Annotated in this window: 26 protein-coding genes and 1 pseudogene; 12 read left to right on the plus strand and 15 right to left on the minus strand. The window is 68.0% G+C overall.

Annotated elements, in window-relative coordinates:
- Positions 1-329, plus strand: a pseudogene (locus A5624_RS15950) (hypothetical protein); the annotation flags it as partial.
- 38 nt (positions 330-367) lie between these two features.
- Here the strand turns inward: A5624_RS15950 and A5624_RS15955 are convergent.
- On the minus strand, positions 368-799 hold the full coding sequence (locus A5624_RS15955) for a TIGR03618 family F420-dependent PPOX class oxidoreductase (protein WP_066867989.1): 432 nt from the start codon (positions 797-799) through the stop codon (positions 368-370).
- 115 nt (positions 800-914) lie between these two features.
- Positions 915-1679, minus strand: coding sequence for an SOS response-associated peptidase (locus tag A5624_RS15960; RefSeq protein ID WP_066867992.1), 765 nt, complete (start codon positions 1677-1679; stop codon positions 915-917).
- Between the two features lie 44 nt (positions 1680-1723).
- On the opposite strand from A5624_RS15960, the gene aroA reads away from it, so the two are divergent.
- Positions 1724-3031 (plus strand): 3-phosphoshikimate 1-carboxyvinyltransferase, encoded by a 1308-nt coding sequence (aroA, locus tag A5624_RS15965; RefSeq protein WP_066867995.1) that lies wholly within the window; start codon positions 1724-1726, stop codon positions 3029-3031.
- A complete protein-coding gene (gene rsgA / locus A5624_RS15970) occupies positions 3028-4023 on the plus strand; it encodes a ribosome small subunit-dependent GTPase A (RefSeq protein ID WP_066867998.1) in 996 nt (331 codons plus the stop codon). Before aroA ends, rsgA begins: the two co-directional genes overlap by 4 nt.
- Here rsgA and A5624_RS15975 read toward each other — a convergent pair.
- Positions 4007-4483: a helix-turn-helix domain-containing protein gene (locus A5624_RS15975; RefSeq protein ID WP_066868001.1), complete on the minus strand. Its 477-nt coding sequence runs from the start codon at positions 4481-4483 to the stop codon at positions 4007-4009. The genes rsgA and A5624_RS15975 overlap by 17 nt on opposite strands.
- Positions 4484-4580: 97 nt before the next feature.
- Between A5624_RS15975 and A5624_RS15980 the strand changes: the two genes are divergently transcribed.
- From A5624_RS15980 to A5624_RS15990, 3 genes are read left to right on the plus strand one after another with little or no spacing between them, the layout of a single operon-like run.
- Positions 4581-5753: a thiolase family protein gene (locus tag A5624_RS15980; protein WP_066868005.1), complete on the plus strand. Its 1173-nt coding sequence runs from the start codon at positions 4581-4583 to the stop codon at positions 5751-5753.
- 8 nt (positions 5754-5761) lie between these two features.
- The gene (locus tag A5624_RS15985; protein ID WP_066868086.1) at positions 5762-6847 is read left to right on the plus strand and encodes an NmrA family NAD(P)-binding protein; all 1086 of its coding nucleotides are present in this window, start codon (positions 5762-5764) and stop codon (positions 6845-6847) included.
- A gap of 3 nt (positions 6848-6850) precedes the next feature.
- Positions 6851-7351 (plus strand): DUF302 domain-containing protein, encoded by a 501-nt coding sequence (locus A5624_RS15990; RefSeq protein WP_066868007.1) that lies wholly within the window; start codon positions 6851-6853, stop codon positions 7349-7351.
- Positions 7352-7357: 6 nt separating this feature from the next.
- On the opposite strand, the gene A5624_RS15995 is transcribed toward A5624_RS15990, so the two are convergent.
- Positions 7358-8458, minus strand: a complete 1101-nt coding sequence (locus tag A5624_RS15995) for a hypothetical protein (RefSeq protein ID WP_066868011.1) — start codon at positions 8456-8458, stop codon at positions 7358-7360.
- Between the two features lie 150 nt (positions 8459-8608).
- On the opposite strand from A5624_RS15995, the gene A5624_RS16000 reads away from it, so the two are divergent.
- On the plus strand, positions 8609-9217 hold the full coding sequence (locus A5624_RS16000; RefSeq protein WP_066868014.1) for a TetR/AcrR family transcriptional regulator: 609 nt from the start codon (positions 8609-8611) through the stop codon (positions 9215-9217).
- Positions 9214-10038: a hypothetical protein gene (locus A5624_RS16005; RefSeq protein ID WP_066868019.1), complete on the plus strand. Its 825-nt coding sequence runs from the start codon at positions 9214-9216 to the stop codon at positions 10036-10038. The genes A5624_RS16000 and A5624_RS16005 overlap by 4 nt, the downstream gene beginning before the upstream one ends.
- 15 nt (positions 10039-10053) lie before the next feature.
- Here the strand turns inward: A5624_RS16005 and A5624_RS16010 are convergent, their stop codons facing one another.
- Together A5624_RS16010 and A5624_RS16015 are read right to left on the minus strand one after the other, a co-directional pair.
- The gene (locus A5624_RS16010) at positions 10054-11559 is read right to left on the minus strand and encodes an NAD(P)/FAD-dependent oxidoreductase (protein WP_066868021.1); all 1506 of its coding nucleotides are present in this window, start codon (positions 11557-11559) and stop codon (positions 10054-10056) included.
- Positions 11560-11677: 118 nt separating this feature from the next.
- Positions 11678-12751, minus strand: a complete 1074-nt coding sequence (locus A5624_RS16015) for an AraC family transcriptional regulator (RefSeq protein WP_082990586.1) — start codon at positions 12749-12751, stop codon at positions 11678-11680.
- An 86-nt stretch (positions 12752-12837) separates the two neighbouring features.
- Here A5624_RS16015 and A5624_RS16020 point away from each other — a divergent pair, with 86 nt between their 5' ends.
- Both A5624_RS16020 and A5624_RS16025 read left to right on the plus strand, forming a co-directional pair.
- Positions 12838-13581: an SDR family NAD(P)-dependent oxidoreductase gene (locus A5624_RS16020; RefSeq protein WP_082990587.1), complete on the plus strand. Its 744-nt coding sequence runs from the start codon at positions 12838-12840 to the stop codon at positions 13579-13581.
- Positions 13582-13610: 29 nt separating this feature from the next.
- Entirely contained in the window at positions 13611-14474 is an 864-nt protein-coding gene (locus A5624_RS16025; RefSeq protein ID WP_066868024.1) for an ABC transporter substrate-binding protein, read from the plus strand.
- Between the two features lie 114 nt (positions 14475-14588).
- On the opposite strand, the gene A5624_RS16030 is transcribed toward A5624_RS16025, so the two are convergent.
- The 5 genes from A5624_RS16030 to A5624_RS16050 all read right to left on the minus strand — a co-directional run bounded on the left by A5624_RS16030 (position 14589) and on the right by A5624_RS16050 (position 20106).
- Positions 14589-15869 carry a fatty acid desaturase gene (locus A5624_RS16030; protein ID WP_066868026.1) on the minus strand — a complete coding sequence of 427 codons (1281 nt, stop codon included), beginning with the start codon at positions 15867-15869 and terminating at the stop codon, positions 14589-14591.
- Positions 15870-15966: 97 nt separating this feature from the next.
- Entirely contained in the window at positions 15967-17154 is a 1188-nt protein-coding gene (locus A5624_RS16035; protein ID WP_369806940.1) for a ferredoxin reductase, read from the minus strand.
- A gap of 110 nt (positions 17155-17264) precedes the next feature.
- Positions 17265-17777: a hypothetical protein gene (locus A5624_RS16040; RefSeq protein ID WP_066868031.1), complete on the minus strand. Its 513-nt coding sequence runs from the start codon at positions 17775-17777 to the stop codon at positions 17265-17267.
- 5 nt (positions 17778-17782) lie between these two features.
- Positions 17783-18643: a polyphosphate kinase 2 gene (ppk2, locus tag A5624_RS16045; protein WP_066868034.1), complete on the minus strand. Its 861-nt coding sequence runs from the start codon at positions 18641-18643 to the stop codon at positions 17783-17785.
- 41 nt (positions 18644-18684) lie between these two features.
- Positions 18685-20106 (minus strand): wax ester/triacylglycerol synthase family O-acyltransferase, encoded by a 1422-nt coding sequence (locus tag A5624_RS16050; protein WP_066868037.1) that lies wholly within the window; start codon positions 20104-20106, stop codon positions 18685-18687.
- 209 nt (positions 20107-20315) lie between these two features.
- Here A5624_RS16050 and A5624_RS29525 point away from each other — a divergent pair, with 209 nt between their 5' ends.
- Positions 20316-20885: an Rv3235 family protein gene (locus tag A5624_RS29525; protein WP_066868040.1), complete on the plus strand. Its 570-nt coding sequence runs from the start codon at positions 20316-20318 to the stop codon at positions 20883-20885.
- Positions 20886-20948: 63 nt separating this feature from the next.
- On the opposite strand, the gene A5624_RS16060 is transcribed toward A5624_RS29525, so the two are convergent.
- From A5624_RS16060 to mddA, 3 genes are all read right to left on the minus strand, one after another.
- Positions 20949-22103 carry a cation:proton antiporter gene (locus A5624_RS16060; protein ID WP_066868044.1) on the minus strand — a complete coding sequence of 385 codons (1155 nt, stop codon included), beginning with the start codon at positions 22101-22103 and terminating at the stop codon, positions 20949-20951.
- A gap of 4 nt (positions 22104-22107) precedes the next feature.
- A complete protein-coding gene (locus tag A5624_RS16065; protein WP_066868047.1) occupies positions 22108-22590 on the minus strand; it encodes a cation:proton antiporter regulatory subunit in 483 nt (160 codons plus the stop codon).
- A gap of 67 nt (positions 22591-22657) precedes the next feature.
- A complete protein-coding gene (gene mddA / locus A5624_RS16070; RefSeq protein ID WP_066868050.1) occupies positions 22658-23422 on the minus strand; it encodes a methanethiol S-methyltransferase in 765 nt (254 codons plus the stop codon).
- A 163-nt stretch (positions 23423-23585) separates the two neighbouring features.
- On the opposite strand from mddA, the gene A5624_RS16075 reads away from it, so the two are divergent.
- Positions 23586-25307, plus strand: a complete 1722-nt coding sequence (locus tag A5624_RS16075; protein ID WP_082990584.1) for an ATP-binding cassette domain-containing protein — start codon at positions 23586-23588, stop codon at positions 25305-25307.
- Between the two features lie 92 nt (positions 25308-25399).
- Here the strand turns inward: A5624_RS16075 and A5624_RS16080 are convergent, their stop codons facing one another.
- Entirely contained in the window at positions 25400-26209 is an 810-nt protein-coding gene (locus A5624_RS16080; RefSeq protein ID WP_066868053.1) for an adenylate/guanylate cyclase domain-containing protein, read from the minus strand.
- Between the last annotated feature and the right edge of the window lie 4 nt (positions 26210-26213).

A 26213-nucleotide genomic window follows, 5' to 3' on the forward strand; every position in this document is an offset into this window, starting at 1 on the left:
CGAGCTCTACCGAGCCCTCCAAGCCGACCTCAACCCATCACTCGACACACTTGACGCTGCATAGGAGCATCCACGTCACCGACTACAGCAAGTGCCACACCACCGACGTCAACAACCTCACCTTCGCCTGCGGCCCCCACCACCGCCTACTACGCCCCGGCGGCTGGACCACCCGCAAAAACACCCACGGCGACACCCAATGGAAACCACCCCCACACCTCGACACCGGCCAACCCCGCACCAACACCTTCCACCACCCCGAAAAACTGCTGGGTGACGGAGACGACGATGAGGCGGCTAGCTCAAACGGTCCCATTTCCGGAAACTGAACGGCGATCTCCAGACGGCCGAGTGGCGAGCGGGACGTTCAGGCCGCCCATGGGCCCACACCGCCGACCTTCTCGATCGTGATGTGAGTCAGGTAGCCGGCGGGTGCGTCCGGCGGTGGGAACCCCGTGCCGGGGCCGAAGATGGTCGTGGCGATCTCGTCGAGCAGTTCGGGCGCACCGCCCTCCTCGACGCGGGCGGTGCCCCTGATCGACAGATACGGCGTCTGCGGCCCGCTGCGGTCGGTGGACGCGATGGTCACCGCCACGCGGGGATCACGCCGGATGTTGCGGATCTTCTGATGCTCCTGCAGATGAGCGGTGACCAACTCATCACCGCCGTCGGCTGTACTGCGCACCGTCATCCAGACCAGGCTGACTTGCGGGCTGCCGTCGCGATTGATCGTGACGAGCGTGGCCGGGTCGGACCCGATGAGTTGGCGCGCGCTGTCACTGAGTCTCGTTGTGTTCATTGCGTTCTCCTGATGCGTCGTGGCTCCGGGCAATTCGGTTGCCTATCCATACGACGAAGAGGCTGTACGCAATCCGACAGCCCGAAGCCCGGCGCGAGATCGCGCCGGCCGAGCGCTAAAGGATTTGCATCTGCTCGGGTTGCGGCTCGGCCGGCTCGAGCAGCTGCGGGCCGTTGTTGCGGACGTTGTTGACCAGCGTCGAGACCTCACGCATCCGGATGGCGCGCACGTCGGGCGTGCGGTCCAGCAGGTCCTGATCGATCTCGGCGTCCGGGTCGAGCCACCGGTCCCAGTCACGTTCGGGCACCACCAGCGGCATCCGATCGTGAATCTGCGCAAGCTCGCCGGGCGCGTCGGTGGTGATGATCGTGCAACTCAGCAGCGGCGAAGCATCCTTGGCCGGTTTCCACACCGACCACAGGCCCGCCATGAACAGCGGCTCCCCGTCCTCGCGGTACATGAAGAACGGCGTCTTGCGGGTCTTCTTGCCGGCCGCGTCGGCGGAGTTGACGCGCCACTCGTAGTAGCCATCCATCGGGATCAGGCAGCGCTTGGACTTCGCGCTGGTCCGGAAGGCGGGCGAGGTGGTGACCTTGTCCGCGCGCGCGTTGATCAGCATCGGCCCCTTGGTGTCGGGCGCGCCGTCGGAACCGGCCTTGGCCCACGGCGGCACCAAACCCCAGCGCATCAGCCGCACCCGGCGCGTCGGCTGGTCTTCGGGCTCGGAATGCCGGCTGACCACGGTCGCGATGGTCGAGGTCGGGGCCACGTTGTAGTTGGGGCCCGTCGATCCGGCGTCGGCGCCGGTGGCCTCGTCGATCGCCTTGATCTTCTGGGCCAGCAAAGCCGGATCGGTGGTGACCGCGAACCTTCCGCACATAACACCCATGGTGGCAGAAACCGGTGACAGGCGATGATGGAGCGGTGAGTACGTGGCAGGCCCCCGTGGCGGCGCAACCGGTGCGCGCGACCGTGACCGTTCCGGGATCGAAATCGCAGACCAACCGCGCCCTGGTGCTGGCGGCCCTGGCCGCCGCCCAGGGGCAAGGCACCCCGACCATCACCGGCGCGCTGCGCAGCCGCGATACCGACCTGATGATCGGGGCGCTGCACACCCTGGGTCTGGACATCGACGGCGACGAGGACGGTGACGGGACCGAACTGACCGTCGGCGGTCGCGTGTCGCCCGAACCGATGGCCCAGGTCGACTGCGGGCTGGCCGGCACGGTGTTGCGGTTCGTCCCGCCGCTGGCGGCGCTGGCCGAATCGATCGTCGAGTTCGACGGCGACGAGCAGGCCCGGGCGCGGCCCATCGTCCCGCTGCTGGACGCCCTGCGCGGGCTCGGCGTGCGGATCGACGGCTCCGGCCTCCCCTTCCGGGTGCTGGGCACCGGCTCGGTCATCGGCGGGACCGTGAACATCGACGCCTCGGCCTCGTCGCAGTTCGTGTCGGGCCTGCTGTTGTGCGCGGCATCGTTCGCCGAGGGGCTGACCGTGCAACACACCGGCGGGGCGCTGCCGTCGGCGCCGCACATCGCCATGACGGTGACAATGCTGCGCCAGGCCGGCGTCGACGTCGACGACTCCGTCCCCAACCGCTGGCAAGTGGCGCCGGGAAACGTCGCCGCCCGGCACTGGGAGGTGGAGCCGGACCTGACGAACGCCGTGCCCTTCCTGGCCGCGGCGGTGGTCACCGGTGGTGCGGTGCGCATCACCGGCTGGCCGTCGAGCAGTGTGCAGCCGGCCGACAACATCCTGAGCGTGCTGGCCAAGCTCAATGCCGTTGTGCAGCACACTGATTCGTTCCTGGAGGCGCGCGGATCCGGCGACTACGACGGTTTCGACGTCGACCTGCGCGCGGTCGGCGAGCTGACGCCGTCGGTGGCCGCCCTGGCGGCGCTGGCGACGCCGGGATCGGTGTCGCGGCTGTCCGGCATCGCGCATCTGCGCGGGCATGAGACCGATCGGCTGGCCGCGCTGCGCAAGGAGATCAACCGGCTGGGCGGCGACTGCACCGAGAGCCCCGACGGCCTGGTGATCACCGCGACCCCGTTGCAGTCGGGAACCTGGCGCGCCTATGCCGACCACCGGATGGCGATGGCCGGCGCCATCATCGGGCTGCGGGTGCCCGGGGTCGAGGTCGACGACATCGGCTCCACCGCCAAGACGCTGCCGGACTTCCCGCGGCTGTGGGCCCGGATGCTGGAGCCCGGGAAAGAGCCCGGCATGTGAGGCCCGGCGACTACGACGAGTCCGACGTCAAAATCCGCTCCGGCCGGGGCTCGCGACCGCGGACCAAGACCCGTCCCGAGCACGCGGACGCCGAGGCGGCCATGGTGGTCAGCGTCGACCGCGGCCGCTGGGGGTGCGTGCTGGGCGGCGACGTCGATCGCCGGGTCACCGCCATGCGGGCCCGTGAGCTGGGCCGCACCCCGATCGTGGTGGGCGACGACGTCGACGTGGTGGGCGATCTGTCCGGGCGCCCCGACACGCTGGCCCGGATCGTGCGTCGCGGAGAGCGCCGAACGGTGTTGCGGCGCACCGCCGATGACACCGATCCCACCGAGCGGGTGGTGGTCGCCAACGCCGATCAGCTGCTGATCGTCGTCGCGCTGGCCGACCCGCCGCCGCGCACCGGCCTGGTGGACCGAACGCTGATCGCCGCCTACGCCGGCGGGCTCAGGCCGATCCTGTGCCTGACCAAAACCGATCTCGCCCCGCCGGAGCCGTTCGCCCGGCAATTCGTCGACCTGGACCTCACGGTGGTCGAGGCCGGCCGCGACGATCCCCTGCTCGCGGTGGCGGACCTGCTCGCGGGGAAGATCACCGTGTTGCTCGGCCATTCCGGCGTCGGCAAGTCCACCCTGGTGAACCGCCTGGTGCCCGACGCGGACCGCGCCGTCGGCGACGTGACCGACATCGGCCGGGGGCGGCACACCTCGACGCAGTCGGTGGCGCTGCCGTTGACCGAGCCGCTGGGCACCACCGGCTGGGTGATCGACACGCCGGGCATCCGTTCCTTCGGGCTCGCCCACATCCAGCCCGACGACGTCATGATGGCGTTTTCCGACCTGGCCGAGGCCATCGCCGACTGCCCGCGCGGCTGCGGGCACATGGGTCCGCCGGCCGACCCCGAGTGCGCGCTGGACACCCTGACCGGGCCGGCCGTGCGCCGCGTCGCCGCGGCGCGGCGGCTGCTGGCCGCGCTCAACCAGACTTCTTAGCCAGCCGCATGCCGAGCTCGTCGGGCGGCACCAGATGGCCTTGGGCGCAACGGATTTCGACCGTCGCCTCGGCGCCGCAGCCCAAATGGGTCAGCCGCAGCCGGTTGTGCCCCGGCAGATGGCGCCTCCCCCACTCGAACATCGCCCACACCACCGGCATGAAGTCGATGCCGGCCTGGGTGAGCACGTACTCGTCGCGGCTGCGCTGCCCGGGTTCGCGATAGGGCTGGCGGCGCAGCAGGCCCAACTCGACCAGTTCGCTCAGCCGCGCCGAGGTGGCGGCCTTGGTGATGCCCACCCGGCGGGCGAAGTCGTCGAATCGGGTGGTGCCGTAGTACGCCTCGCGCATGATCAGCATCGCGGACTTGGTTCCGACGACCGCCATCGTCTTCTCGATCGCGCACTGTCCCACCGCCGACCACGAGTCGCGGTCGGCCAGCGGTCCTTGCAGCAGTGTCATCTAAATCACCTCCGCAGCTGGGTTGCTTTAAGCATACCGAGGTGTTTATCTGGGTACAGCGATCTATACCTAGATGATCTGGACTCGAGGAGGAGTCATGAACCGCGACGCCGTCATCGTCGGAGCCGTCCGCACCCCCATCGGCAAGGGCAAGGCCAGTGGCGCGCTGCACGACGTGCTGCCCGCCGATCTGCTGGCGCACAGCCTGCGCGAACTGCTCGCACGCACCGGCGTCGATCCGGCCCAGGTCGACGACGTCATCGCCGGCGCCGTCACCCAGGTGGGCGACCAGGCGGCCAACATCGCCCGTAATGCCCTGCTGGGCGCGGGGTTCCCGGAGTCGGTCCCCGGCGTGACGATCGACCGCCAGTGCGGCAGCAGCCAGCAGGCCATCAGCTTCGCCGCGCAGGGCGTGATCGCCGGCGCCTACGACATCGTCATCGCCGGTGGCGTGGAGTCGATGAGTCGCGTGCCGATGGGCTCCCAGGTGTCACCGGGCAGCAACCCGATGGGCGCGGACATGACGCGCCGCTACCCCGACGGCCTGGTGCCACAGGGCATCAGCGCGGAACTGATCGCCGCGAAGTGGGGCTTTTCGCGCGCCCAGCTCGACGAGTTCTCCGCCGGCAGCCACGAGAAGGCCGCCCGCGCCACCAAGGAAGGGCTGTTCGACAACGAGCTCATTCCGATCGCCGGGCTGGCCACCGACGAGATCATCCGACCCGGCACGACGGTCGAGACGTTGGCCGGATTGCAGCCGGCGTTCTACAGCGACGCGGCCAAAGCCCGCTTCCCGCAGATCAATTGGGAGATCACGCCCGGCAACTCCTCGCCGCTGTCGGACGGCAGCGCCGCGGTGCTGATCACCAGCGGCGAGGCCGCCAAGAAACTGGGGCTGCGCCCGCTGGCCCGGATCCACACCACCACCGTGGTGGGCTCCGACCCGCTCTACATGCTGACCGGCGTCATTCCGGCCACCGAGAAGGTGCTACAGCGGGCCGGCCTGACGCTGGCCGACATCGACCTGTTCGAGGTGAACGAGGCGTTTGCGCCCGTCGTGCTGGCCTGGGCGCAGGACACCGGGGCGGACCTGGCCAAGACCAACGTCAACGGCGGGGCGATCGCGATCGGTCACCCGTTGGGCGCCAGCGGCGCTCGGCTGATGACGACACTGGTCAACGCTCTCGAGCAGCGCGGCGGTCGGTACGGTCTGCAGACGATGTGCGAGGGCGGCGGCATGGCCAACGCCACCATCATCGAGCGACTGTGAGCCGGTCGATGTCGCAGGCCACCTCGAACCTCTTCGTCGTCGGCGGCACCGGAGCCCAGGGCATGCCCATCATCCGCGCGCTCGTCGCCGATAAGAGATACTCGGTTCGGTTTCTCACTCGCGACGCAGGCAGCCGGCGAGCCAGGGAACTGTTGGAGCTCGAAAACGTCTCCGCCGTGGAGGGATCGTTCGCTGACGAAGCGACGCTGCGAGAGGGATTCCGCGGTTGTGACGGAGCCTTCGTCAACATCGACGGGTTCAACACCGGCGAGAAGGCCGAGATTTACTGGGCGATCCGCAGTTACGAGATCGCCATCGAAGAAGGAATCAGATTCTTCGTGTACGGAAACCTCGACTACGGGCTGAAGAAGGCGGGATACGACTCTCGGTTCCGCACCGGTCACTACGACGGCAAGGGGCGCGTTGGCGAGTGGATTCTGTTCCAGAATCAGGTGAATCGCGATCGGATGGGCGCGGCGCTGTTCACCTCGGGCCCCTACTTCGAGATGGTGATCTCGCCGGGTACGCCGATGACGCCCACCGTCGAGGACGGCGTCCTGACGTGGCGTGTTCCACTCGGAGACGGGGCCGTGCCGCACGTGTCACTCGAGGACTGCGGTTACTACGTCCGTTGGCTTTTCGACCATCCCGAGCGCGCGAACGGCATGGATCTCGAGGTGGCTGTCGACGACATCGCCTACGCCGATCTCGCCGCGGCGTTCGAGAAGGTCACTGGGCATCCGGCGCGGTACGTCGACACCGACCTGGACACGTACTGGCGAAACGGTCCACTCGGCGTCATCGCCGACGCGCCCGCGGGGTACAACGCCGACCGGAAGGACAAGAGCACCATGAACGTCCGCGACAACTTCACCGGGTTCTGGAATCTCTGGAAGCACCGCGTGGTCAAACGGGATTATGCGCTCCTCGACGAGATCCACCCGAACCGGATCAGGAGTGCCGAGGAGTGGTTCCGGCGTCAAGATCACCTTGCGCGGCAGCGCAGTGGTGGCGGCCTTTGGGAGCGGATCCAACCGGAGAATCGAACTCCGATACTCAAAATCGGCGAGGACAAGCGGCAAGGGAGGCTGTAGCCGATGTCTACCTCCGACCCATACGAAATCCCCTTCGACGGCGTGCGCGTGCGGTATCACAGCGAGAAGAGCTACGAGGAACTCGTCGCCGCCCTACTGGCCGACATCGGCGAGCAACCCGTGCCGATCAACGACATCGCCACTTCCACCGGCGACTGGGATTCGTACCGGGAGCGCGTCGAATCCCGCGTCGGGCCAAGCGGATTCATGTTGTTCGGTCTGGTCGACCACGGCGCCTGGATCACCAAGGCCGGCATCGACCGCAGGGCGTTGCGCGTCATTCTCGGCAATCCGCTGATCGCGATCACGATGCTGCGCCACGACGTGACGGCCGGGCTGTTCGCCCCGGTCGAGCTGCTGTTGCTCGAGGAGGGTTCGGGCAGCAGCCTGACCTACGTCAAGCCGTCGTCGCTGATCGTCGTCGAGCCGAACGCCGAATTGCTCAGCGCCGCAGAAGGACTCGATGCGAAGCTGGCGGCGCTGGCCGAGAAGGTCACCGCGTGACCGGCGTTACCCCGTGCCGGTCAGCTGTTTTCGGCGGATGAGAGCCGACGGTCGACCGGCGCACACGGTCACCGATAGCGTCAGGGCGACGGCGAGCAGGTAACACGCCCCCACGTAGACCGGGTTGCCGGTGGGTGTTCCGTCGGCCGACAACCACAAACCCCCGAGCACGATCAGAAATGCCGACCCGAAGACGGCGACGAAGGCGTTGCGCGCCCCGGGCGTGAACGCGGTGTTGCGCCACTGCCGCACCAGGATAGGGACGGCCACCACGGCGAACGCCCCGAGAATGATGTAGTACAGCGCCCGGCGCAGTGCGCTGTCGGGATGCTCGCCACCGGCCAGCAGGATCGGAACATTGGCGATGACGAGGCAAACCGGCACCAGCACCGCGATCCCAAAGGCGCGGCCGATCAATGTAATCCGGCTCAGATATCGCCCGCGCTCAATGGGACCGGTGATCAGGAGCTGGCTGAACAGTGCGACGCAGGCCGGCCCGACGGTGGCGAAGAGCAGGACGCTGCTCATCGGCACGGAGGCCAGCATCGGACGGTTGATCGCGTTGTCGGTGTTCCACGCCCACCAGCGCAGCTGCGGACCCAACTGATCGAAGATTTCGTAGAAGCAGTTGTGCACGAATCCCGCGCACACCGCGCCGACGACCGCGCCCCAGTCCCGGAAAACGCCGAGGCCGCGCACCACCTCGTAGGCCAGCGTCATCATGGCGGGGTACAGGGCGACGATGTAGAGCGGCAGCCGGTCGTACATGAACTGGACCGTGAAGACGTTGTGCGCGAACACCGCACCGAGGGAGCCGTCGACGCCGAAGACGGTGGGAAAATACAGCGGCGGCTCGACGATGAGCAGGTAGATCACCGTGGCGAACCAGATCACGATGTTGACGGGGTCCCTATCGCGGCGCAGTCGGCGGATCGCCCACCAGAGCGCCAGCCCGGCACCCGCGACGATCAGCAGCTCGAGCACCGGCAGCGTCCAATTCGCCAACCCGAACGGATTGCGCAGCGTCAACCACGGCGACGCGTGCTCGCAGCTGAATCCCAGCCGGTTGGCGATGCGTTCGATGTCGTCGCTGCATTGACCGCTCATGTGGTGGGTCCTCTAGTTCCTGCGCGGACAGAAGTGCTTACCGGAAGCTTGACGATACATGTCTGGCAAGCGGGCTCCGCAGCCCCGAAGACCGGCACTCGCTGACGCCCGTCATTGACGACCGTCAGTCACCTGGCGTACGGTGCCACCATGGTGTCACGACGCGCGCCATCTGCGAGCGGATCACCGGGTACGAGCGTCCGCGAAACGCGCCGGCTGGAAACTCGCGCGCGGTTGTTCGACGCGGCGCTGGCCGAGATTGCGCGGCGCGGGCTGGCCGCTGCCGACGTCAGCGCGATCGTCGCCGACGCGGGCGTGGCTCGGGGGACGTTCTATTTCCACTTCCCGACCAAGGAGCACGTGCTCATCGAGGCGGAGCGCGTCGAGGAGACCCGCATCATCAGCGAACTCGGCGACGCCAACGGGGACCTGGCGTCGGTGCTCTCCCATCTGGTGCATCACGTGCTCAGCGCCGAAAGTCGTCTGGGCGCAGCGGTTTTCCGGGACATGCTCGGATTGCATTTCTCCTCGACCCGTCCGGTAGAAGACGAGCTTGCCCAGCACCCGCTCGGACAATTTCTGGTCGGCGTCATCGGTCGAGCCCAGGACGCGGGCCAGGTGGTCGCCGAGGTGGACGCGGCCGAACTCGCGACGTTCTTCCTCACCGGACTCTTCGCGCTGCTGGCCACCGGGGCCCATGATGCCGCGTTGTTAAACCGTTACGTCACAACGATTGTCGAGGGAATGGAGAAGCGATGAATCAAACCGGCATCGAGGGCTATCGGAATTTCCTGGCCAGGCGCGACGGCGAGGCCGATCTGCTCAATAGGCGGCTGGCCAATCGCGAGCGGTTCTTCAGCGATCTGGAAGCCAATCCCGTCCGGTCGGCCCATCCCGCCGACCGTGACATCTTCCTGCGCAACCTGCGACGCCGGCGACCCGAAGCCGGCCTGGACGACAAGATGCTCTTCCTGCTGGCCACCGCAAAGCTGAATCAGGCGGAGCGATTCGGCGTGGGTCTGGGTGAAACCTACGGGCGCAACAGCGACGAGAGCGTGCCGCCCGAACGGGTCTACCTCGAGTTGGAAGAGCACTACCACACCCGACTGCTGGCGTACGCTCTCGATGCGTTCGACTTGACCTTCCAGGTTGTCCCACCACCCTTCGTCATCCGCCAGTTCGTCAAAGTGAACGTATTTTTGCCCGAACGGCTCGGCTTCATGTTCGTCGGAGCCGCGGAGATGGCGGGCTGCATCCTGTTCGATGAATTACGCCGGGCCGGCACAAGGCTTTTCGCCGACGAACCGCACGTCGCCGAACGAATCGAACTGCTTTACAGCGAAATTCTCACCGATGAGATCGGCCACGTCGGCTACTGCGCCTCGCGCTGCACCTCCGCCGAGCGGGCGGTGATGCGTCGAATCTATCCCATCATCGGGCGGCTCTTCGCCCGTCAAACCGCGGAAATCAGCCTGCTCATCGATCCGAAGGCGCTGCACGCACGCCTCGATCGCCCCTTCGATGTCGAGGAACTCACCGCCGGCCTGGGCAACGAGACCTACCTGGTCACCCACCCCTGACGTAGTCGAACGACGTCATGCGCCGATTTCCTCGGCTTCCGCCGCGAGAATGGATCGGGGCAGCACCTCCATGTAGTCGGAGAACGCGACCGTCCTTGCGCGGCGCTGATATTCGCGAACCAGGCCGGGCCAGTTGGTGGTGACCCGGCCGGAGGCGGTGCGGTACCAGGAGTCGCAGGTGGTCCACACGCCGTTGTCGAGACGGGACTGGATCTCGGTGTCGTAGGCCTGCTCGACGCTGCGCCACACTTCGAACGCGCGACCCGTGCCGGCGCGCGCGAGGTGCTCGGTGATCTGGCGGATGTAGCGGGCCTGCTGTTCCATCATCAGGATGATCGAACTGCTGCCGAGATTGGTGTTCGGGCCGTAGATCAGGAACATGTTGGGGAAGCCGGGCACGGCCATGCCGAGGTGGGCGCGCGCCCCCCGGGCCCACTGCGCATGCAGGTCGCGCCCGTCGCGGCCGGTGATCGTCATGGGCACAAGGAATTCGGTGGCCTTGAACCCGGTGCCGTAGATGATGACATCGGCCTCGTGCAGCGACCCGTCGGCGGTGCGCACCCCCGTCGCCGTCACCTCGGTGATCGCGCCGGTCTCCACCGAGACGTTGTCACGGGCCAGCGCCGGATACCACTCGCTGCTGAACAGCACCCGCTTGCAGCCGATCGGATAGTCGGGCGTGACCTTCGCGCGCAGCGCGCGATCCTTGATGTGCCGCTTGATGTTCAGCGACGCGACCACGCCTATCAGTCGGGCGAGTGGGGCGACCTTGGTCAGCGCGAGGCCGAAGAATTCCGAGATCTCCCAGATCAATTGGCGCATGGCGGCGGCGAAGCCGGGCACCCTCCGGAAGGCGGCGTGGTGCGCAGCGGTATAGGCGCGATCCGGTTTCGGGATGACGTACGGCGCGGAACGCTGAAAGACGGTGACGTGCCGCGCGGCCTCGCGGATGCGCGGAACGAACTGGATCGCCGACGCGCCGGTGCCCAGGACGGCGACGCGCTTGCCGGTCAGGTCGACGTCGTGGCGCCATTGCGCCGAGTGGAACGACGGGCCCTCGAACAGGTCGAGCCCCGGGATAGCCGGCAGCGCCGGCCGCGACAGCTGGCCCACCGCCGGCACCAGGACGTCGGCCTCGACGACCTCGCCGCCCGAGGTCGTCACCCGCCAGGTGGCGGTGCCGTCGTCGTACGCGGCGGAGGTGACCTCCACGCCGGTGCGCACCAGGTCGCGCAGGCCGAACCGGTCGGCGGTGTCACGGATGTAGCCGAGGATGTCGGGCTGCTCGGCGTAGCGCCGGCCCCAGTTCGTTTTGCGGGCGAAGGAGTAGGAGTACAGGTTGGACGGGACGTCGCATGCCGCGCCCGGGTAGGTGTTCTCCCGCCAAACGCCGCCGACGTCGTCGGCCTTCTCCAGCACGGTCACGTCGGCCAGGCCGTCCTTGGACAGTTCGTAGGCGGCGGCGAGTCCGCCGAAGCCGGCCCCGATGACCAGCACGCGAGGGCGATGGGTCGAAGTCATGCCTCAAACGGTATGGGCGCACCGCCCCGCCCCCACAGCCGATTGCGGTCGAGAAATCCATGATTGCGGCCACGACCGGCGGGCGCGCGGACGGTGGGCTGGCCAGACGGCGGGCGACTCAGACGGCCAGCGACCGCGTGCGGGGCGCCACCGAGCGCTGATAGCGCGCCGGTGTGGTGCCCGTCCACCGTTTGAACGCGGCGATGAAGCTGGTCGCCTCCGCATAGCCCAGCCGCAACGCGACATCCTCCACCGAGAGCGCGCCGGTCGCCAACAGCTCCTCGGCCAGGACCCGATGCACCTCCTCGGCAAGCTCCCGAAAGGTCGTGTTCTCCTCGGCCAGCCGCCGGCGCAGCGTCCGCTCGCTCATCGCCAACTGCCGGGCGACGGCCGCGATCGTGTGCGGTTCGCCGTCGATCGACGCCAGGCGCTCCCGCACCCGCAGGGCGACGCCGGTACGGGCCCGGCGGCGTTCCAGCAGGGCGCTGCACTGCTGCTCGCACATGGCCACGCTCGGCTCGCTGGCCCGGGGCAGGCGTGTGTCCAGCAGCGCAACCGGCAGGCGCGCGACGTTGGCCGGCGAGTCGTATTGCGGTGCCACGCCGAACACCTCGCGGGCCGCGTCGTCCCCCTCCGACGGCGCCGGGCCGCTGAATTCGATCGCGGTGAACGGGACCCGGCCGCCGAGCAACTCCGCCATGACGCGGGCGATCGCCGTGAGATCACGTCGCACCAGAAACTCCGCGACCGGTCCGGTCAGGTCGGGCAGGTCGAGCCGCAGCGCCGCGACCGGTCCCTCCACGGTGACGGTCGGCAGGCAGAACCCGTAGCTGAGCTCGTAGAAACGGGCCGCGAACCGGACGGCGTCGCCCAGCGTCGAACTGGTCAGGCACGCGAAGCCGAAGATGCCGAGCGATCCCACGTGATAGCTGCCGCCCACCTGCATGCCCAGGTTGGCCGCCCCGGCCGCCTCCCCCAGCAGGTCCACCAGATTCGCCGCGACCGCCAACTCCTGGCGCCCGACGATCATCCGATCGTGATCGTGCAGGTCGGCCTCCGACAATCCGGACCTGTTGAGCACGTCCTCGGCCGCAAGCCCTTTCCTGCAACCGAATTCGGTCATCAACGCGACGCTGGCCGTGCTCCGCGGGAAATCCCAGTGCGACACCTGGGAACCGACGAACACCTGCACGTCCTCCAGTATGGCGAACAGCCCTGGATCGGGAGTATCGTTCCCGCGTGCCAGCCACTCGGTGAGCACGGTCGGAGGTGACGTCGGTGGGTCGTGTCGCGGTGATCACCGGAGCTAGCCGGGGCATCGGGGCGGCAACCGCATTGGTCATGGCGGAGCAGGGATTCCGGGTGGTCGTCAACTACCGGTCCAGCGCCGACGAGGCAGACCGGGTGGTGGTGGCTGTGACCGATGCCGGTGGCGTGGCCGCCGCGATCCGGGCCGATGTCACGCAGCCCGACGACGTCGCCGCAATGGTCGACGAAACCAACGAGAGGTGGGGCGGCATCGATGTGCTCGTGCACAATGCACTGATCCCCTACGACGTCACCTCGTTCGCCGATCTGAGCTGGGAGCAGCTCGGCGGCAAACTGGACCGCGAGCTGCATGCCACCTTTCTGCTAACAAAAGCCGTTGCACCCCAGATGATTTCGCACGGTTATGGCAGGTTGATCTATCTCACTACGGTGCTGTCCCGCCGTCCCCGGCAAGGCATGATCACGTTGGGAACCGCCAAGGCGGCAATGGATCAGTTCGTGCGGTACGTCGCACTCGAGCTGGCTCCACACCAGATCACCGCCAACCTCGTTTCGCCCGCCACGGTCGCCGACCCGACGGCGAACTCGCTGTTGACGGCGGAAGAAGTAGGCCAGCTCGGGGCGGCAAGTCCCATGGGGCGGCTCGTCACGCCGGAAGAGGTGGCCAAGACAGTGGCGTTTTTGGCCGGCGAGGACGCCGGTTTCATCACCGGCCACTGCCTGGAGGTCAATGGCGGCCTCGCCATGGATTGACGGCGGATCCGTCGGGAAAGGGGTGCGGCGTGCACACGATCGACCTGGCATACGTCGGGCGTGGCATTCACGAGGAGCTGATCGCCCACGTCGCCGATCAAGAGGGCTATTACCAGGACGAAGGTGTGCACGTCGCCATCCGCGACGGGGTCGGCTGGCAAGCACAGCGGCTGCGCCACGTCGCGGTGATCGGCCTGGGTCGGGCCTTGCTGTCCCGACTCGCCGACGGGATCGGCTGGAAGGCGTTGAGCGTCAACACCGATCGACCACTGTTCTGGTTCCTCGGCAACGCCGAGGTGAAGACCATGAGCGATCTTCGCGGGCGCCGCCTGGCCGTGCACGCCGCCGATAACCCGCCGGGCGCTTTCGCCCGGATCGTGTTGCGCAAACACGGCTTGGACCCCGACCGCGACTTGCAGTGCGTGGTGCGGCATCCCGGTGACTACCAGATGGACCTGCGCCGGCTGCGCGACGGTTCGATCGATGCCGCCTACGTGGGCAGCACGCTGTCCCCCGAACAGGTCGCCGCCGAAGAGGGCTTTCACCTGCTGGCCTGGGTCGGCGATCACTTCCAGATCCCCACGGTGGGCGTCGCGGTCGACCCGGTCCACATTCCACCGGATAGCCCTGCGCTGGGGGCCCTCGTCCGGGCCAATCAGCGCGCGCTGCGACTGCTCGCCGAACACCCAAGCCGCGCAGTCGAATACGTCAACTGGTTCCTCGATCGGCTCACGCCGCAAGAAGCGCAACGACACTACGAGCGCTACGTCGGGCCCTACTTCACCCCCGACTACCGGGTGGACCTGCGCGTCGCGCAGCAGTCGATCGACGCGGTCGCACGCGAACTCGGCATTGCCCCGGTCGCGGCAGCCGACTTCTACCGGACCGGCTAGTCACAACGGTCGCGCCGAGCGTGCATTCCTGGCGGCAAATCAGCGAAATCTTCACCGTGAGAACACGTTCGGCGCGCCGCAGTTGCCGCGGTCGGACGCCCCGACCGGCGGCGGCTAGGCTGCCAGGTCGTCGGCGCGCCGGCCGGCGGCCGCCCGCTTCCCGCTCCGCCAGCCGCGCACGGCCGCGATCGCTGACTTGAGGCCGCGACGGCGCCCGGTGGCCGGATCGGTGCCCAGGAACCCGGGTTCGAGTTCGTCGAACATCCGCTCGCTGCGGGTCTCCGGGGCGTTGTCGGCGTCGTCACGCAGGTACTTGTTCGGCAGCGAGAGCTTGGCCAGCGTGCGCCACGTCTTGGCGTACTGCAACAGGAAAGAGCCTGTGGTGTAAGGCAAGTCGTACTTGTCGCACACCTGGCGCACCCGCACCGAGATCTCGTGCAACCGGTTGCTCGGCAGGTCGGGATACAGGTGGTGCTCGATCTGGTGGCACAGGTTGCCGCTCATGAAGCGCAGCGCGGGGCCGGCCTCGAAGTTGGCGCTGCCCAGCATCTGACGCAGATACCACTGCCCCTTGGTCTCACCGATCATGTCGGTCTTGGTGAATTTCTCTGCGCCGTCGGGGAAATGGCCGCAGAAGATCACCGCGTTGGCCCACACGTTGCGGATCACGTTGGCAACGGCGTTGGCCTTCAGCGTGGACATGTAGGTGGCTCCGGGCGACAGCGAGGTCAGCGCCGGGAACGCGACATAGTCCTTGAGCACCTGTCGACCGGCCTTGGCCAAGAACTCGTCGACCCGTTGGCGAGCCTCGTCGTTGTCCATCCGCCGCTTGGCGATCTTGCCGAGCTCCACATGCTGCAGGCCGACTCCCCATTCGAAGAGCAGCGCAAGCAGGGTGTTGTACACCAGGTTGAAGAGGTTGAAGCGCTTCCAGCGCTGGTCGCGGGTTACGCGTAGCAGGCCGTAGCCCACGTCGTCGTCCATCCCAAGGATGTTCGTGTACTTGTGGTGCACGAAGTTGTGGGTGTAGCGCCAGTGCTTGGACGACCCGCTCATGTCCCACTCCCACGTCGAGGAGTGAATCTCGGGGTCGTTCATCCAGTCCCACTGGCCGTGCATGACGTTGTGGCCGATCTCCATGTTCTCGACGATCTTGGCCACGCCCAGGGTCACCGTCCCCGCCCACCAGGCCGAGCGCCGCGAGCTGGCGGCCAGCAGCAGCCGGCCGGTCACCTCCAGCGCGCGCTGGGCCGCGATGGTGCGGCGAATGTAGCGGGCGTCCCGCTCGCCGCGCGAGTCTTCCACGTCCTGGCGGATGGCATCGAGCTCAACGGCCAGGTTTTCGATGTCGGCGTCCGTCAAATGGGCGAATACGTCGACGTCTGTGATCGCCATCGTCGTCAGCTCCCTGCGGTGGTTTGTTCGGTCGTAATCGTGTTCCAGACCTACGCTATCGTAACCTACGAAGCCGTAGGTTACCAGTGAGTAGCCTTTATATGTCGAGCACGCAATCGCCGGAAGCGGCGGACACGCAGGTCTGCACCCTGGTCCCCGGGTCGTGCTCCTGGCCGGTCCGCAGATCGCGGACGTGACCCTCCACCAGGCCGACGACGCACGATTGGCAGATCCCCATGCGGCATCCAAAGGGCATCTGCACGCCGGCGCTCTCCCCCGCATCCATCAACGACGTCGCGGCGTCGGCACCGACGGTGCGCCCGCTGCGGGCGAAGGTGACGGTGCCGCCGGCGCCGCTGGGTGCGGCCTTGGACACCGCGAACCGCTCGAGGTGCAGCTGCTCGCCGATGCCCGCGGCCGACCATGTCCGCTCGGCCTCGGTGAGCATGCCTTCCGGACCGCAGGCCCAGGTCTGGCGTTCGCGCCAGTCCGGCACCTCGCGGTCCAGCACGGAGAGGTCGAGCCTGCCCTGGCTGCGGGTCTCGCGCAGCCGCATCCGATAGCCGGGGTGCTCGTCGGCCAGGGCGGCCAATTCGGCGCGAAACATCACGTCGGATTCGGTGGGCGCCGAGTGCAGGTGGACGATGTCCCCAATCTGGTTGCGGCGCACCAGTGTTCGCAGCATGGACATCACCGGCGTGATCCCGGAGCCCGCGGTGAGGAACAGGATCGATGGCGGCGCGGGGTCGGGCAGCACGAAGTTGCCCTGCGGCGCGGCCAGCCGCACGATGGTGCCCGGCTCGACACCGGCCACCAGGTGCGACGACAGGAATCCCTCGGGCATCGCCTTGACCGTGATCGTCACCGTGCGGGCCGGATCGGCCGCCGAGCGCGGGGTCTTGCCGGCCGGGGCCGAGGTGAGCGAATACGACCGCCAGCGCCAGCGCCCGTCCATCAGCAGTCCGATGCCGATGTACTGGCCCGGCTGGTAGTCGAAGTTGAAGCCCCAGCCCGGCTTGATCACCAGGGTCGCGGAGTCCTCCGTCTCGCGGCGCACCTGCAGGATGCGGCCCCGCAGTTCGCGCGCCGACCACAGCGGATTGGCCAGATGCAGGTAATCGTCGGGCAACAGCGGCGTGGTGATACGCGCGGCGAGCTTGCGCAGCGCATGCCAGCCGGGATGCCGGTCCGCGCCGGCGACAACAGGTCGCTTGGTGTCGACGACGTTGCCCGTGATCGATGGGTTACGTCTGCCCAGGGGAAGCTCCTGCTCACTACGCGGCATCTGACTGACGCTCACATTGTGATCGATTCTGTGTGCTTCACGAAACCTACGGTACCGTAACCTACGGTGTCGTAGCTAGCGCTGCGGCGAGGACTGCCTCACATTCGGCGTCACATCAGCTCCAGCAGAAATGGCAGTTCCTGGTTGGCGTACCAGGCCAGATCGTGGTCCTGGGCGTCGCCGACGATCAGGTCGGCATCCTCGTCGCCCAGGTCGGCGGCGTCGACGGCCTCGATCGCCCGCACCACCGCCGATTCGGCGGCGGCGTTGTCGACGTAGGCGGCGATCACGTGATCGATCGCAACCGGGCCGGCCAGCCTGACCACGGCGTCGTCGAGGTCGGGACGGTACGTGACGCCCTCGACGTCGGCGGCCAGCACGGCTCGGCGCGGCGGCGGCGACTCCGACGGCGCTTCGGCCCCCTGGGCCGCCAGCAGGCGCAGGGAGGCCAGCGCCGCCTCGCGCAGTGCGACGTCGGCGAGCTCGTCGTCGTCGCCCTCGGCGTAGGCCTCCCGCAGGGTCGGCGTCAGCGCGAACGCCGTGCCATTGACCGGCCACAACGAGCCGTCGGCGACCAGCTGCTGCAGCATCGGCACCGTGGCCGGGATATAGACGACGGTCATGGGGGCTAGATCAGCGTGGCCGCGTAGTCGGCGACGTACGTCGACAGCTCACGCGGCGGGCGCTGGTAGTTGCCGCTGACGACGGGACGCCGGGGCAGCTTGACCTTGGGCGTCTCGACCTCGCGGTAGGGAATCGTGGACAACAGATGGGCCATCATGTTCAGTCGCGCGTGTTTCTTGATATCGGATTCCACCACGTACCACGGACTCTCCGGGGTGTCGGTGTGCACCATCATCTCGTCCTTGGCGCGTGAATAATCCTCCCACCGGTATACCGATTCCAAATCGATCGGGGACAGCTTCCAGCGCCGGACGGGGTCGTTCAGTCGCGCTTTGAACCGGCGCAGCTGCTCGGCCTCCGACACCGAGAACCAGTACTTGCGCAGCAATATCCCGTCGTCGATGAGCATCTGCTCGAAGATCGGCGTCTGCCGCATGAACAACGCGTACTCCTGCGGCGTGCAGAAACCCATGACCTTCTCGATGCCCGCCCGGTTGTACCAGGACCGGTCGAACAGCACGATCTCGCCCTTGGTGGGCAGGTGGGCGATGTAGCGCTGGTAATACCACTGGCCGCGTTCGCGATCCGAGGGCACCGGCAGCGCGGCGATGCGGGCGATCCGTGGGCTGAGGTACTCGGTAATCCGTTTGATGGCACCGCCCTTGCCCGCGGCGTCGCGGCCCTCGAAGAGCACCACCACCCGCGCCCCGGAATAGCGCACCCATTCCTGCAGCTTCACCAATTCCGTTTGCAGCCGGAATAATTCGGCTTCGTAGACCTCGTCGGTGATCTTGCGCACGGGCGGGGAAGCCGACTTCTTCTTGTTCGGCTTCGACGGCGCTCCGTCGCTTTTCGCGGTGCTCACAGCAACGAATGATAGCCCCACGCAGGGGTTTTCACCGCAGACTAGGACCGGGAAGCCTCCAGCAGTTCTTCGAGCGCTTGGTGCAGCAGGCCGGGCAGCAGCTCGACATCGCTCATGGCCTCGCGGTCGGCGTTGATTCCGTAGTACAGCTCGCCGTTGTAGGACGTCACCCCGATGGCCAGCGCCTGGTTGTGCAACAGCGGGGGCACCGCGTACGTCTCGAGCAATTTGGTGCCGGCGATGTACATCTGCGACTGGGCGCCGGGCGCGTTGGTGATCAGCAGGTTGAACGTTCGCCTGGAGAAGCTCGGGAAACCGGTCGCCACCCGAATGCCCATGGCGTGCAACGTCGGTGGGGCAAAACCCGACAGCGTGACGATGGTCCGGGCGTCCACCAGATGCGCGGCCGTCGGGTTCGACTCGGTGGCGTGGGCGATCTGCGACAGTCGCACCACGGCGTTGGGCTCGCCCACCGGAAGGTCGACGAGGAAGGGCATCACCTGGCTGATCGCCTGACCGGGGCCGCTGGCGTCGAGGTCGCCGTCGTCATACACCGGCAGCGGCGCCATCGCCCGCACGGTCGCGGTCGGCGACACCGCCACCCCGCGCGACATCAGCCAGTTACCCAGGGCGCCGGCGATCACGGCGAGCACCACGTCGTTGACGTCGCAGTCGTAACGCGCGCGCACGGCGCGGTAGTCCTCGAGGCTGCCGCGGGCGACGGTGAAGCGCCGATGCCGTGACACGGTGGCGTTGAGCGGGCTGCTGGGCGCGGCGCGTCGGGCCGCGGTGCGTACGAAGTCGACGGCCCGGCGACCGGCGTCGAGCAGCTCGGTGTGGCTGGTCACCAGGCCACCGATCATCGAGCCGACGGCCTGCAGCTGGGCGCCCGGGCCGGTGACCCACTCGCTGACCGCGCCCAACATCAGCCGGGTGTCGCCGGGATCGCGCTCCGGTACCCAGATGTCCTCGGGAAACGGTGGCGGGCGTTTCGTCCGGTCGGCGATCACGTGGTTGATCTCCAGCGCGGACATGCCGTTGATCAGCGCCTGATGCGACTTGGTGTACAGGGCCACCCGGTTCTTGGACAGGCCCTCGACCAGGTACATCTCCCAGAGCGGGCGCGACTTGTCCAGCGGCCGCGCGGCCAGGCGCGCGATCAGCTCGTGCAGCTGCTCGTCGCTGCCCGGCGAGGGCAACGCCGAACGCCGGACGTGATAGGTGATGTCGAAGTCGTTGTCGTCGAGCCACACCGGCCGGGCCGTGCCGACCCGCACTTCCCGCACCTTCTGCCGGTAGCGCGGTATCTGCGGCAGCCGCTGCTCGACGGTGGCGAGCAGCGTTTCGTAGCTCAAGCCCGAACGGGGGCGGCGCAGGATCGCCAGCGATCCGACGTACATGGGGGTGGCGGTGTTCTCCAGCCGAAAAAACGATGCGTCCGGCGGGGACAAGCGACTCACCATGCGGCGCTGTCCTCCTGGTCAGTTCGTCGCCCGTGTGCGGGGGCCCCGGGCCCTGGGGGCCCCGTCCCGCCCACGGTAACCGGGCGCCGCCGCGCTAACTCCGCGTGGGTACGCGTGCGGACGAGTTGTGCCATGATGACCACTGACTAACCACTGTCTGCCCCTCTCCAGCAGGCTTGCGGTCCGGCCGAAGACTTGGAGAGTGCGCGTTGAACACCAATCCGGTTGCTAATCCAGCTGACGCTTTCACCGTCATACCAGTCGTCGATTACGAACCGCCGACGCAGGACGTGTCGCACCCCGCCCCGCAGTGCCGTCAACCCTCGCGGCCCCCGTTGCGCCGCCGCAGCAGCCACGCAGCGCCGCGGCCCTATACCGGCCCGCCCAGCAGGGCGGCCGCACCGGATCGCGACCCGGTCATGTCCGCGCGGCTGCGTCAGGCGGCCGTCTTCGCCGACGCCGCGCTGCGCCGGGTGCTGGAAGTCATCGACCGGCGCCGTCCGGCCGTCCAGCTGAATCCGCTGCTGGCCCCGAGCCTGGTGGATTCCGTGGCCGCGGTCGCCCGCTCGGCGGCGGGCCAGGCGGGCGCTCGGCGCGGTGCGGCGGTGCTGCGCCGCACGCGGCTGCAGGCGGCCGGTCACCGGGACCCGGACTCGGCGGCCGAAGTCTTCGGTTCCTATAGCCGCGGCAACCGAATCCATGCCATCGCCTGCCGCGTCGAACAGGTCAGCGCGGCGGGAAGCACCCGGTGGATGGTGGTGGCCCTGCACATCGGCTGACTGGAGGGGCTGACTGGAGGGCCTGACTGGAGGGGCTGACCGGATGGGTTGACCCGGCCGGGGTCAGGCCGGTGCGGCGCCGGCCGGCCGCGGGCCGCCGACGTAGCGGGTGAGCACCGGCCCCACGATCGCCATGATGAACACGTAGGACGTCGCCAGCGCGGCGACCGCGGGCAACGACTTGCCGGCCAAACCGATGATGATCAGCGAGAATTCGCCCCGGGCGATCAGCGCGGTGCCCGCGCGCAGCTGCCCGCGCCGCGCTACGCCGTCGTGCCGGGCCGCGAACACCCCGGTGGCCACCTTGGTCGCCGCGGTCACCACGGCCAGGATCAGCGCCGCCGGAAGCATCGGAACCAACTCGTGCGGGTCCACCGAGAACCCGATGGCCAGGAAGAAGATGGCGGCGAACAGATCCCGCAGCGGGCCCAGCACCTGGCGGGCCCGCTCGGCCGTCTCACCGGTCAGGGTCAGGCCCACCAAAAACGCGCCGACGGCGGCCGAGGCGTGCAGGGACTCGGCCATGGCCGCCACGATCAGGGTGATGCCCAGCACCCGCAGCATGAGCTGTTCGGAGTCCGGGTGCTCCACCAGCCGGTCGACGTGGTGGCCCCACCGGTAGGACGCGGCGAACGCGGCCACCAGGGCGCCCACCGCCACGACCATGCCGCCGACGGCGTGCAGCCACCCGCCGCCGGATGCCAGGACCGCGAACAGCGGAAGGTAGGCGGCCATCGCGAAATCCTCGAGCACCAGCACCGACAGCACGGCCGGCGTCTCCCGGTTGCCGAGCCGGTGCAGGTCCTCGAGCAGCCGCGCGATGACGCCCGACGAGGAGATGTAGGTGACGCCGGCCAGGCACAGGATCGCCACGCCGTCGAGCCCCAGCAGCCAGCCGGCGATCGCGCCGGGCGCGGCGTTGAGAACGATGTCGACGGCCGCCGACGGCAGATGGTGGCGCATGCTGGCAGAGAATTCGGCCGCCGAGAACTCGCAGCCCAGGGTCAGCAGCAGCAACACGACGCCGATGGGCGCGCTGGTCGTGATGAACTGCCCGCCGGCCGCCACCGGCAGGATGCCGCCGTTGCCCAGGGCCAGGCCGGCCAGCAGGTACACCGGGATGGGCGACAACGCGAATCGGCGTGCGGCGGCGCCCAATACGGCCAGGGTGGCCAGGAGGGCGCCGAGTTGGAGCAGCAGCGTCCCCGAAATCTGCACCGGCTCAGCCTTTGTCGATAATCTTCTCGACGCCCGCGATTCCGTCTTCGGTGCCGATGACTATCAGAACGTCTTGGACGTGCAGCATTTCGGAGGGCCCGGGTGAGGCGAGCACCTCCTCGTTGCGCACGATCGCCACGATGGATGCCCCGGTGCGGGTGCGCGCCCGGGTGTCGCCCAGCGGGTGATCGACGAACGGGCTGTCGGCCAGGATGTGCACCTGGCCCGTCTCGAGCCCGGGGATCTCGCGGGCCAGCTCGGTGAACCGTTCGGCGATCCGCGGCGCCCCCAGGATCTGGGCCACGGCTTCGGCCTCCTGGTCGCTGAGGTGCAGCAGCGGCCTGGCTTCGTCCGGGTCGTCACGGGCATAGACGACAACGTCGAAATCGCCGCTGCGCCGCGCGATGATGCCGATGCGGTCGCCCTTCTGGTCGGTGAACTCGTAGCGCAGACCGACCCCGGGGAGCAGCACCTCCTTGACGTCCATACCGTCAATCCTGACAGGTCGCGCGCCGCCGGTGTCGCCGGGCGCGGATCTTTTTGCCGCCCGAAAGTTAGTGCAGCTCGGCCGGTTGGGTGGGGCCACCGCGCGACCGGCGCCCCAGCGGCAGCAGCATCGGCACCTGTCGGCGGTAGTCGCGGTAGTCATCGCCCAGCGCGGCCACCAGGTCGCGCTCTTCGAATTGCGTGGCGATCAGGATGTAGCCCGTCATCACGATGGAGAAGAGCAGATGTCCGGCGGTCATGGTGGGTACCGCCCAGAACGCGAGGACGAAGCCGAGCATCAGCGGGTGGCGCACCAGGCGGTAGAAGAACCTGACGCGGAATTCGAGGTTGGTGTAAGGCCTTGCGCGCCAAGCCAAATAGACCTGCCGGAGCCCGAACAGGTCGAAATGGTTGATCATGAACGTCGACGCCAGCGCGATGGCCCAGCCGAGCCAGAACAGCGTCCACAGCGCCAGGCGCCCGGCCGGCAGCTCCACCTTCCAGAGGACGGCCGGCATCGTCCGCCATTGCCAATAGAGCAGCACCAGCACGACGTTGGACAGCATCACGTAGGTGCTGCGCTCTATCGACGGCGGCACCAGCCGCGTCCACCTCGCCTTGAACCCCGGCCGCGCCATGACGCTGTGCTGGAGGCCGAACACGCCGAGCAGGATCATGTTGACCAACACCGCCTGGCCGACGGGCGCCGAGAGCCCGTGATCGACCGTTCGCGGCACCCAGAAGTTGCCCAGGAACGCGACGAGATAGAGGAATACGGCGAGAAAGAGCAGATAAGCGGCGGCGCCGTAGCCGACCGTCAGGTAACGCCTCATTAGCTGATTGTGCGCCTAGTCGACGCCCACACATATAGGGCATTTGCCTCAATTTCAGCCATAGTGCCCTCCATTTGGGGCAAACGCCTCATGTGGCGGCGCACGCGGTGGACCGACGATTACCGGTGACAGGCCAACCTCGAGAAAGTACGGAGACCAGATCATGAGCGAATCGACATGCCCAGCGATCGCGCTGCTGGGTGATCAACCGGAGCGGGTGCCGGATGGCGCACGGATCGACGCCGTGGACGTCAGCCGGCGCGTCAGTGGCCGCCAACTGCTGCACAACATGTCGCTGTCGGTGGAGCCGGGCGAACTGGTCGCCATCGCCGGCGGCAGCGGAGCGGGCAAAACCACTTTGTTGGAGGTCCTCGCCGGGCTGCAACCTCCGTCGACCGGAGAACTTCGCCACGGCGGCGTCGCGCGTCGCGCCGGCGTGGGGGCCGTCGCGAAAGTCGGCTACGTGCCCCAAGACGACATCATCCATCTCGAAATGCCGCTGCGCCGCACCCTGCGTTACGCGGCGCTACTGCGGCTTCCCGGCGGCACCACCGCACGGGAAGCGGAACGGATCGTCGAGGAGACGCTGCACAGCCTCGACCTGGCCGATCGAGCCGACGTGCCGGTACGTCAGCTGTCCGGCGGTCAGCGCAAGCGGGCCAGCATCGCGGTGGAGTTGCTGACCCGGCCACGCCTGTTCTTCCTCGACGAACCCACCTCCGGGCTCGATCCCTCGACCGCCGCTGAGGTGATGCGGCTGCTGCGCCGGCTCAGCCAGCGCGGTGTCACCGTCGTCCTCACCACCCACGAACCGGCCGCCATCGACCAGTGCGACCGGGTGGTCTTCCTGGCCCGCGACGGCCATCTGGCCTTCACCGGCAGCCCGGACGCGGCCCGCCGCTATTTCGGCGTGCAAAACCTCACCGAGGTGTACGAGCGCCTGGCGGCCGAGCGCGCGCCGCGGACCTGGGCGGAGCGATTCGCGCAGAGCCGCAAGGCAATAGACGCCCGGCCCGGCTTCACTCTTCCGGCAGTCGCCGCCGCGGCGCCTAATGCCAACGGCACGGGCATGATCCGACAATGGTGGCTGCTGACCCGGCGCAACGTCGATGTTCTCGTCCGTAATCGGCTCACCCTGGCGATCCTGCTCGGCTCGCCGGTGCTGGTGACCGCAATGATGGCGACCTTGTTCAAACGGGGCGCCTTCGATCCGGGTGACGCCGCCGGCGTCGGCCCGGCCCAGATCGTGTTCTGGATTGCGTTCGACGGCTTCTTCTTCGGGCTGACCTACGGTCTACTTCAGCTCGTCGGCGAGATGGCCGTCTTCCGGCGCGAGCGCCTGGCCGGCCTCAGCGTGAGCGCCTATGTGGGGTCGAAGGTGGCGGCGCTGCTTCCGCTTCTGGCCGGAGTGAGCGCGGTGTTGCTGATAGTGCTGCGCGCGCTTGGTCGGCTCCCCGCGCTCGGGTGGCACGTGTACGCCTTGCTGTTCACCACGATTGTGATCGAAGCGATTTCGGCACTGGCGCTTGGCCTTTTCGCCTCGGCCGCGGTCTCCAACGCCGCGCAGGCGGCCCTTGCCCTGCCGATGCTGTGCTTCCCGCAGGTGCTGTTCGGTGGCGCCATCGTCCCCGTCGACCAGATGGCCACGCCCGGGCGCCTGATGAGCCTCGTGCTGTCCAACCGGCACGCCTTCGATGCGTTGGGCCGCGACCTGCAACTCGACCGTTACACCGCCACGTTGCCCGCCATGTCCGCCTACCGGCAGACCTTTGCGGGCGGCAACGCGGTCAGCCTCATCGCGCTCGCCTCATTCGCCGTCGTCCTCACGCTGGCCACCGCGTGGTTGCTGGACCGGCGATCCCGGCCCGGTGCAGCCACGCGATGACGGCCACGCCGGGCCCGCGGTCCCGGTGCGGGACCGCGGGCTCGGCTGTCTGTAAGTCCAAGGGGCACAACAAGGTTGAATTCGGCACCGGCTCAGGCTTGATGGACGAAGGCGTCGATCGGCTCGTCGTGTCCCCGCAGGTTCAGCGTGCGCCGCGCCAGGTGGGCCGTCATTTCGTCGGCGACCCCACCGGCGATCAACAACTCGCCACCGGCGGCGAGTTGTTGCATCCGGGCCGCGGCGTTGACCGGACGACCGAGTGCGGTGAAATCGACGACGGCCTCGCCGACGTTGCCCACGTACGCGACACCCGCGTGCACGGCGACGCCGACGTCCAGCCAGGGTCCACCCGCAGTGCGGTACCCGACCGCTTCGAGCAGGTCGACGCCCGCCTCGACGGCCCGTTGACGATAGGTGGGGCCGCTGATGCCTTGCACGAAAAACGCCATCACCTCATCACCGATGAGTTTGTCAATCACCGCGTCATGGCGCAGCAGGGTTTGCGTTGCGGCACAATAGAACCGGTTGAGCATCGCAGCGAAGTCCGCGGCGGCCCTACAGTGTCCCAGCGCCGTGGAGCCGCGAACATCAGCGAACAGCACCGCGATGTCGACCTCGGCTCCGCCTTGCGGCAGTGCATCGCAGCAGCGCATGCACAGGTTGGGATTCTTGCGCGACGGGCGGAAGCCGGCTACGGCGAAGAGCCGACCGACGGGTCCACCGAACGGGTTGTTGCACAGCTTGCATCGCGGCGCCGAGGGCAGGTAGCGAAACGCGTGCCTTGCCCTGACCAGGGACGCGTGGCCGTCGGTGAGCACCCGGTTCCACAGCGCCGACGAGGGCGCCGGTTGCGGTTCCAACGGGACGGCCGTGGCGGCTGGGCCGGTGGCATTGCTGATCATGCGG

This window comes from Mycobacterium sp. 1482292.6 (assembly GCF_001672995.1).
GTDB lineage: Bacteria > Actinomycetota > Actinomycetes > Mycobacteriales > Mycobacteriaceae > Mycobacterium > Mycobacterium europaeum_A.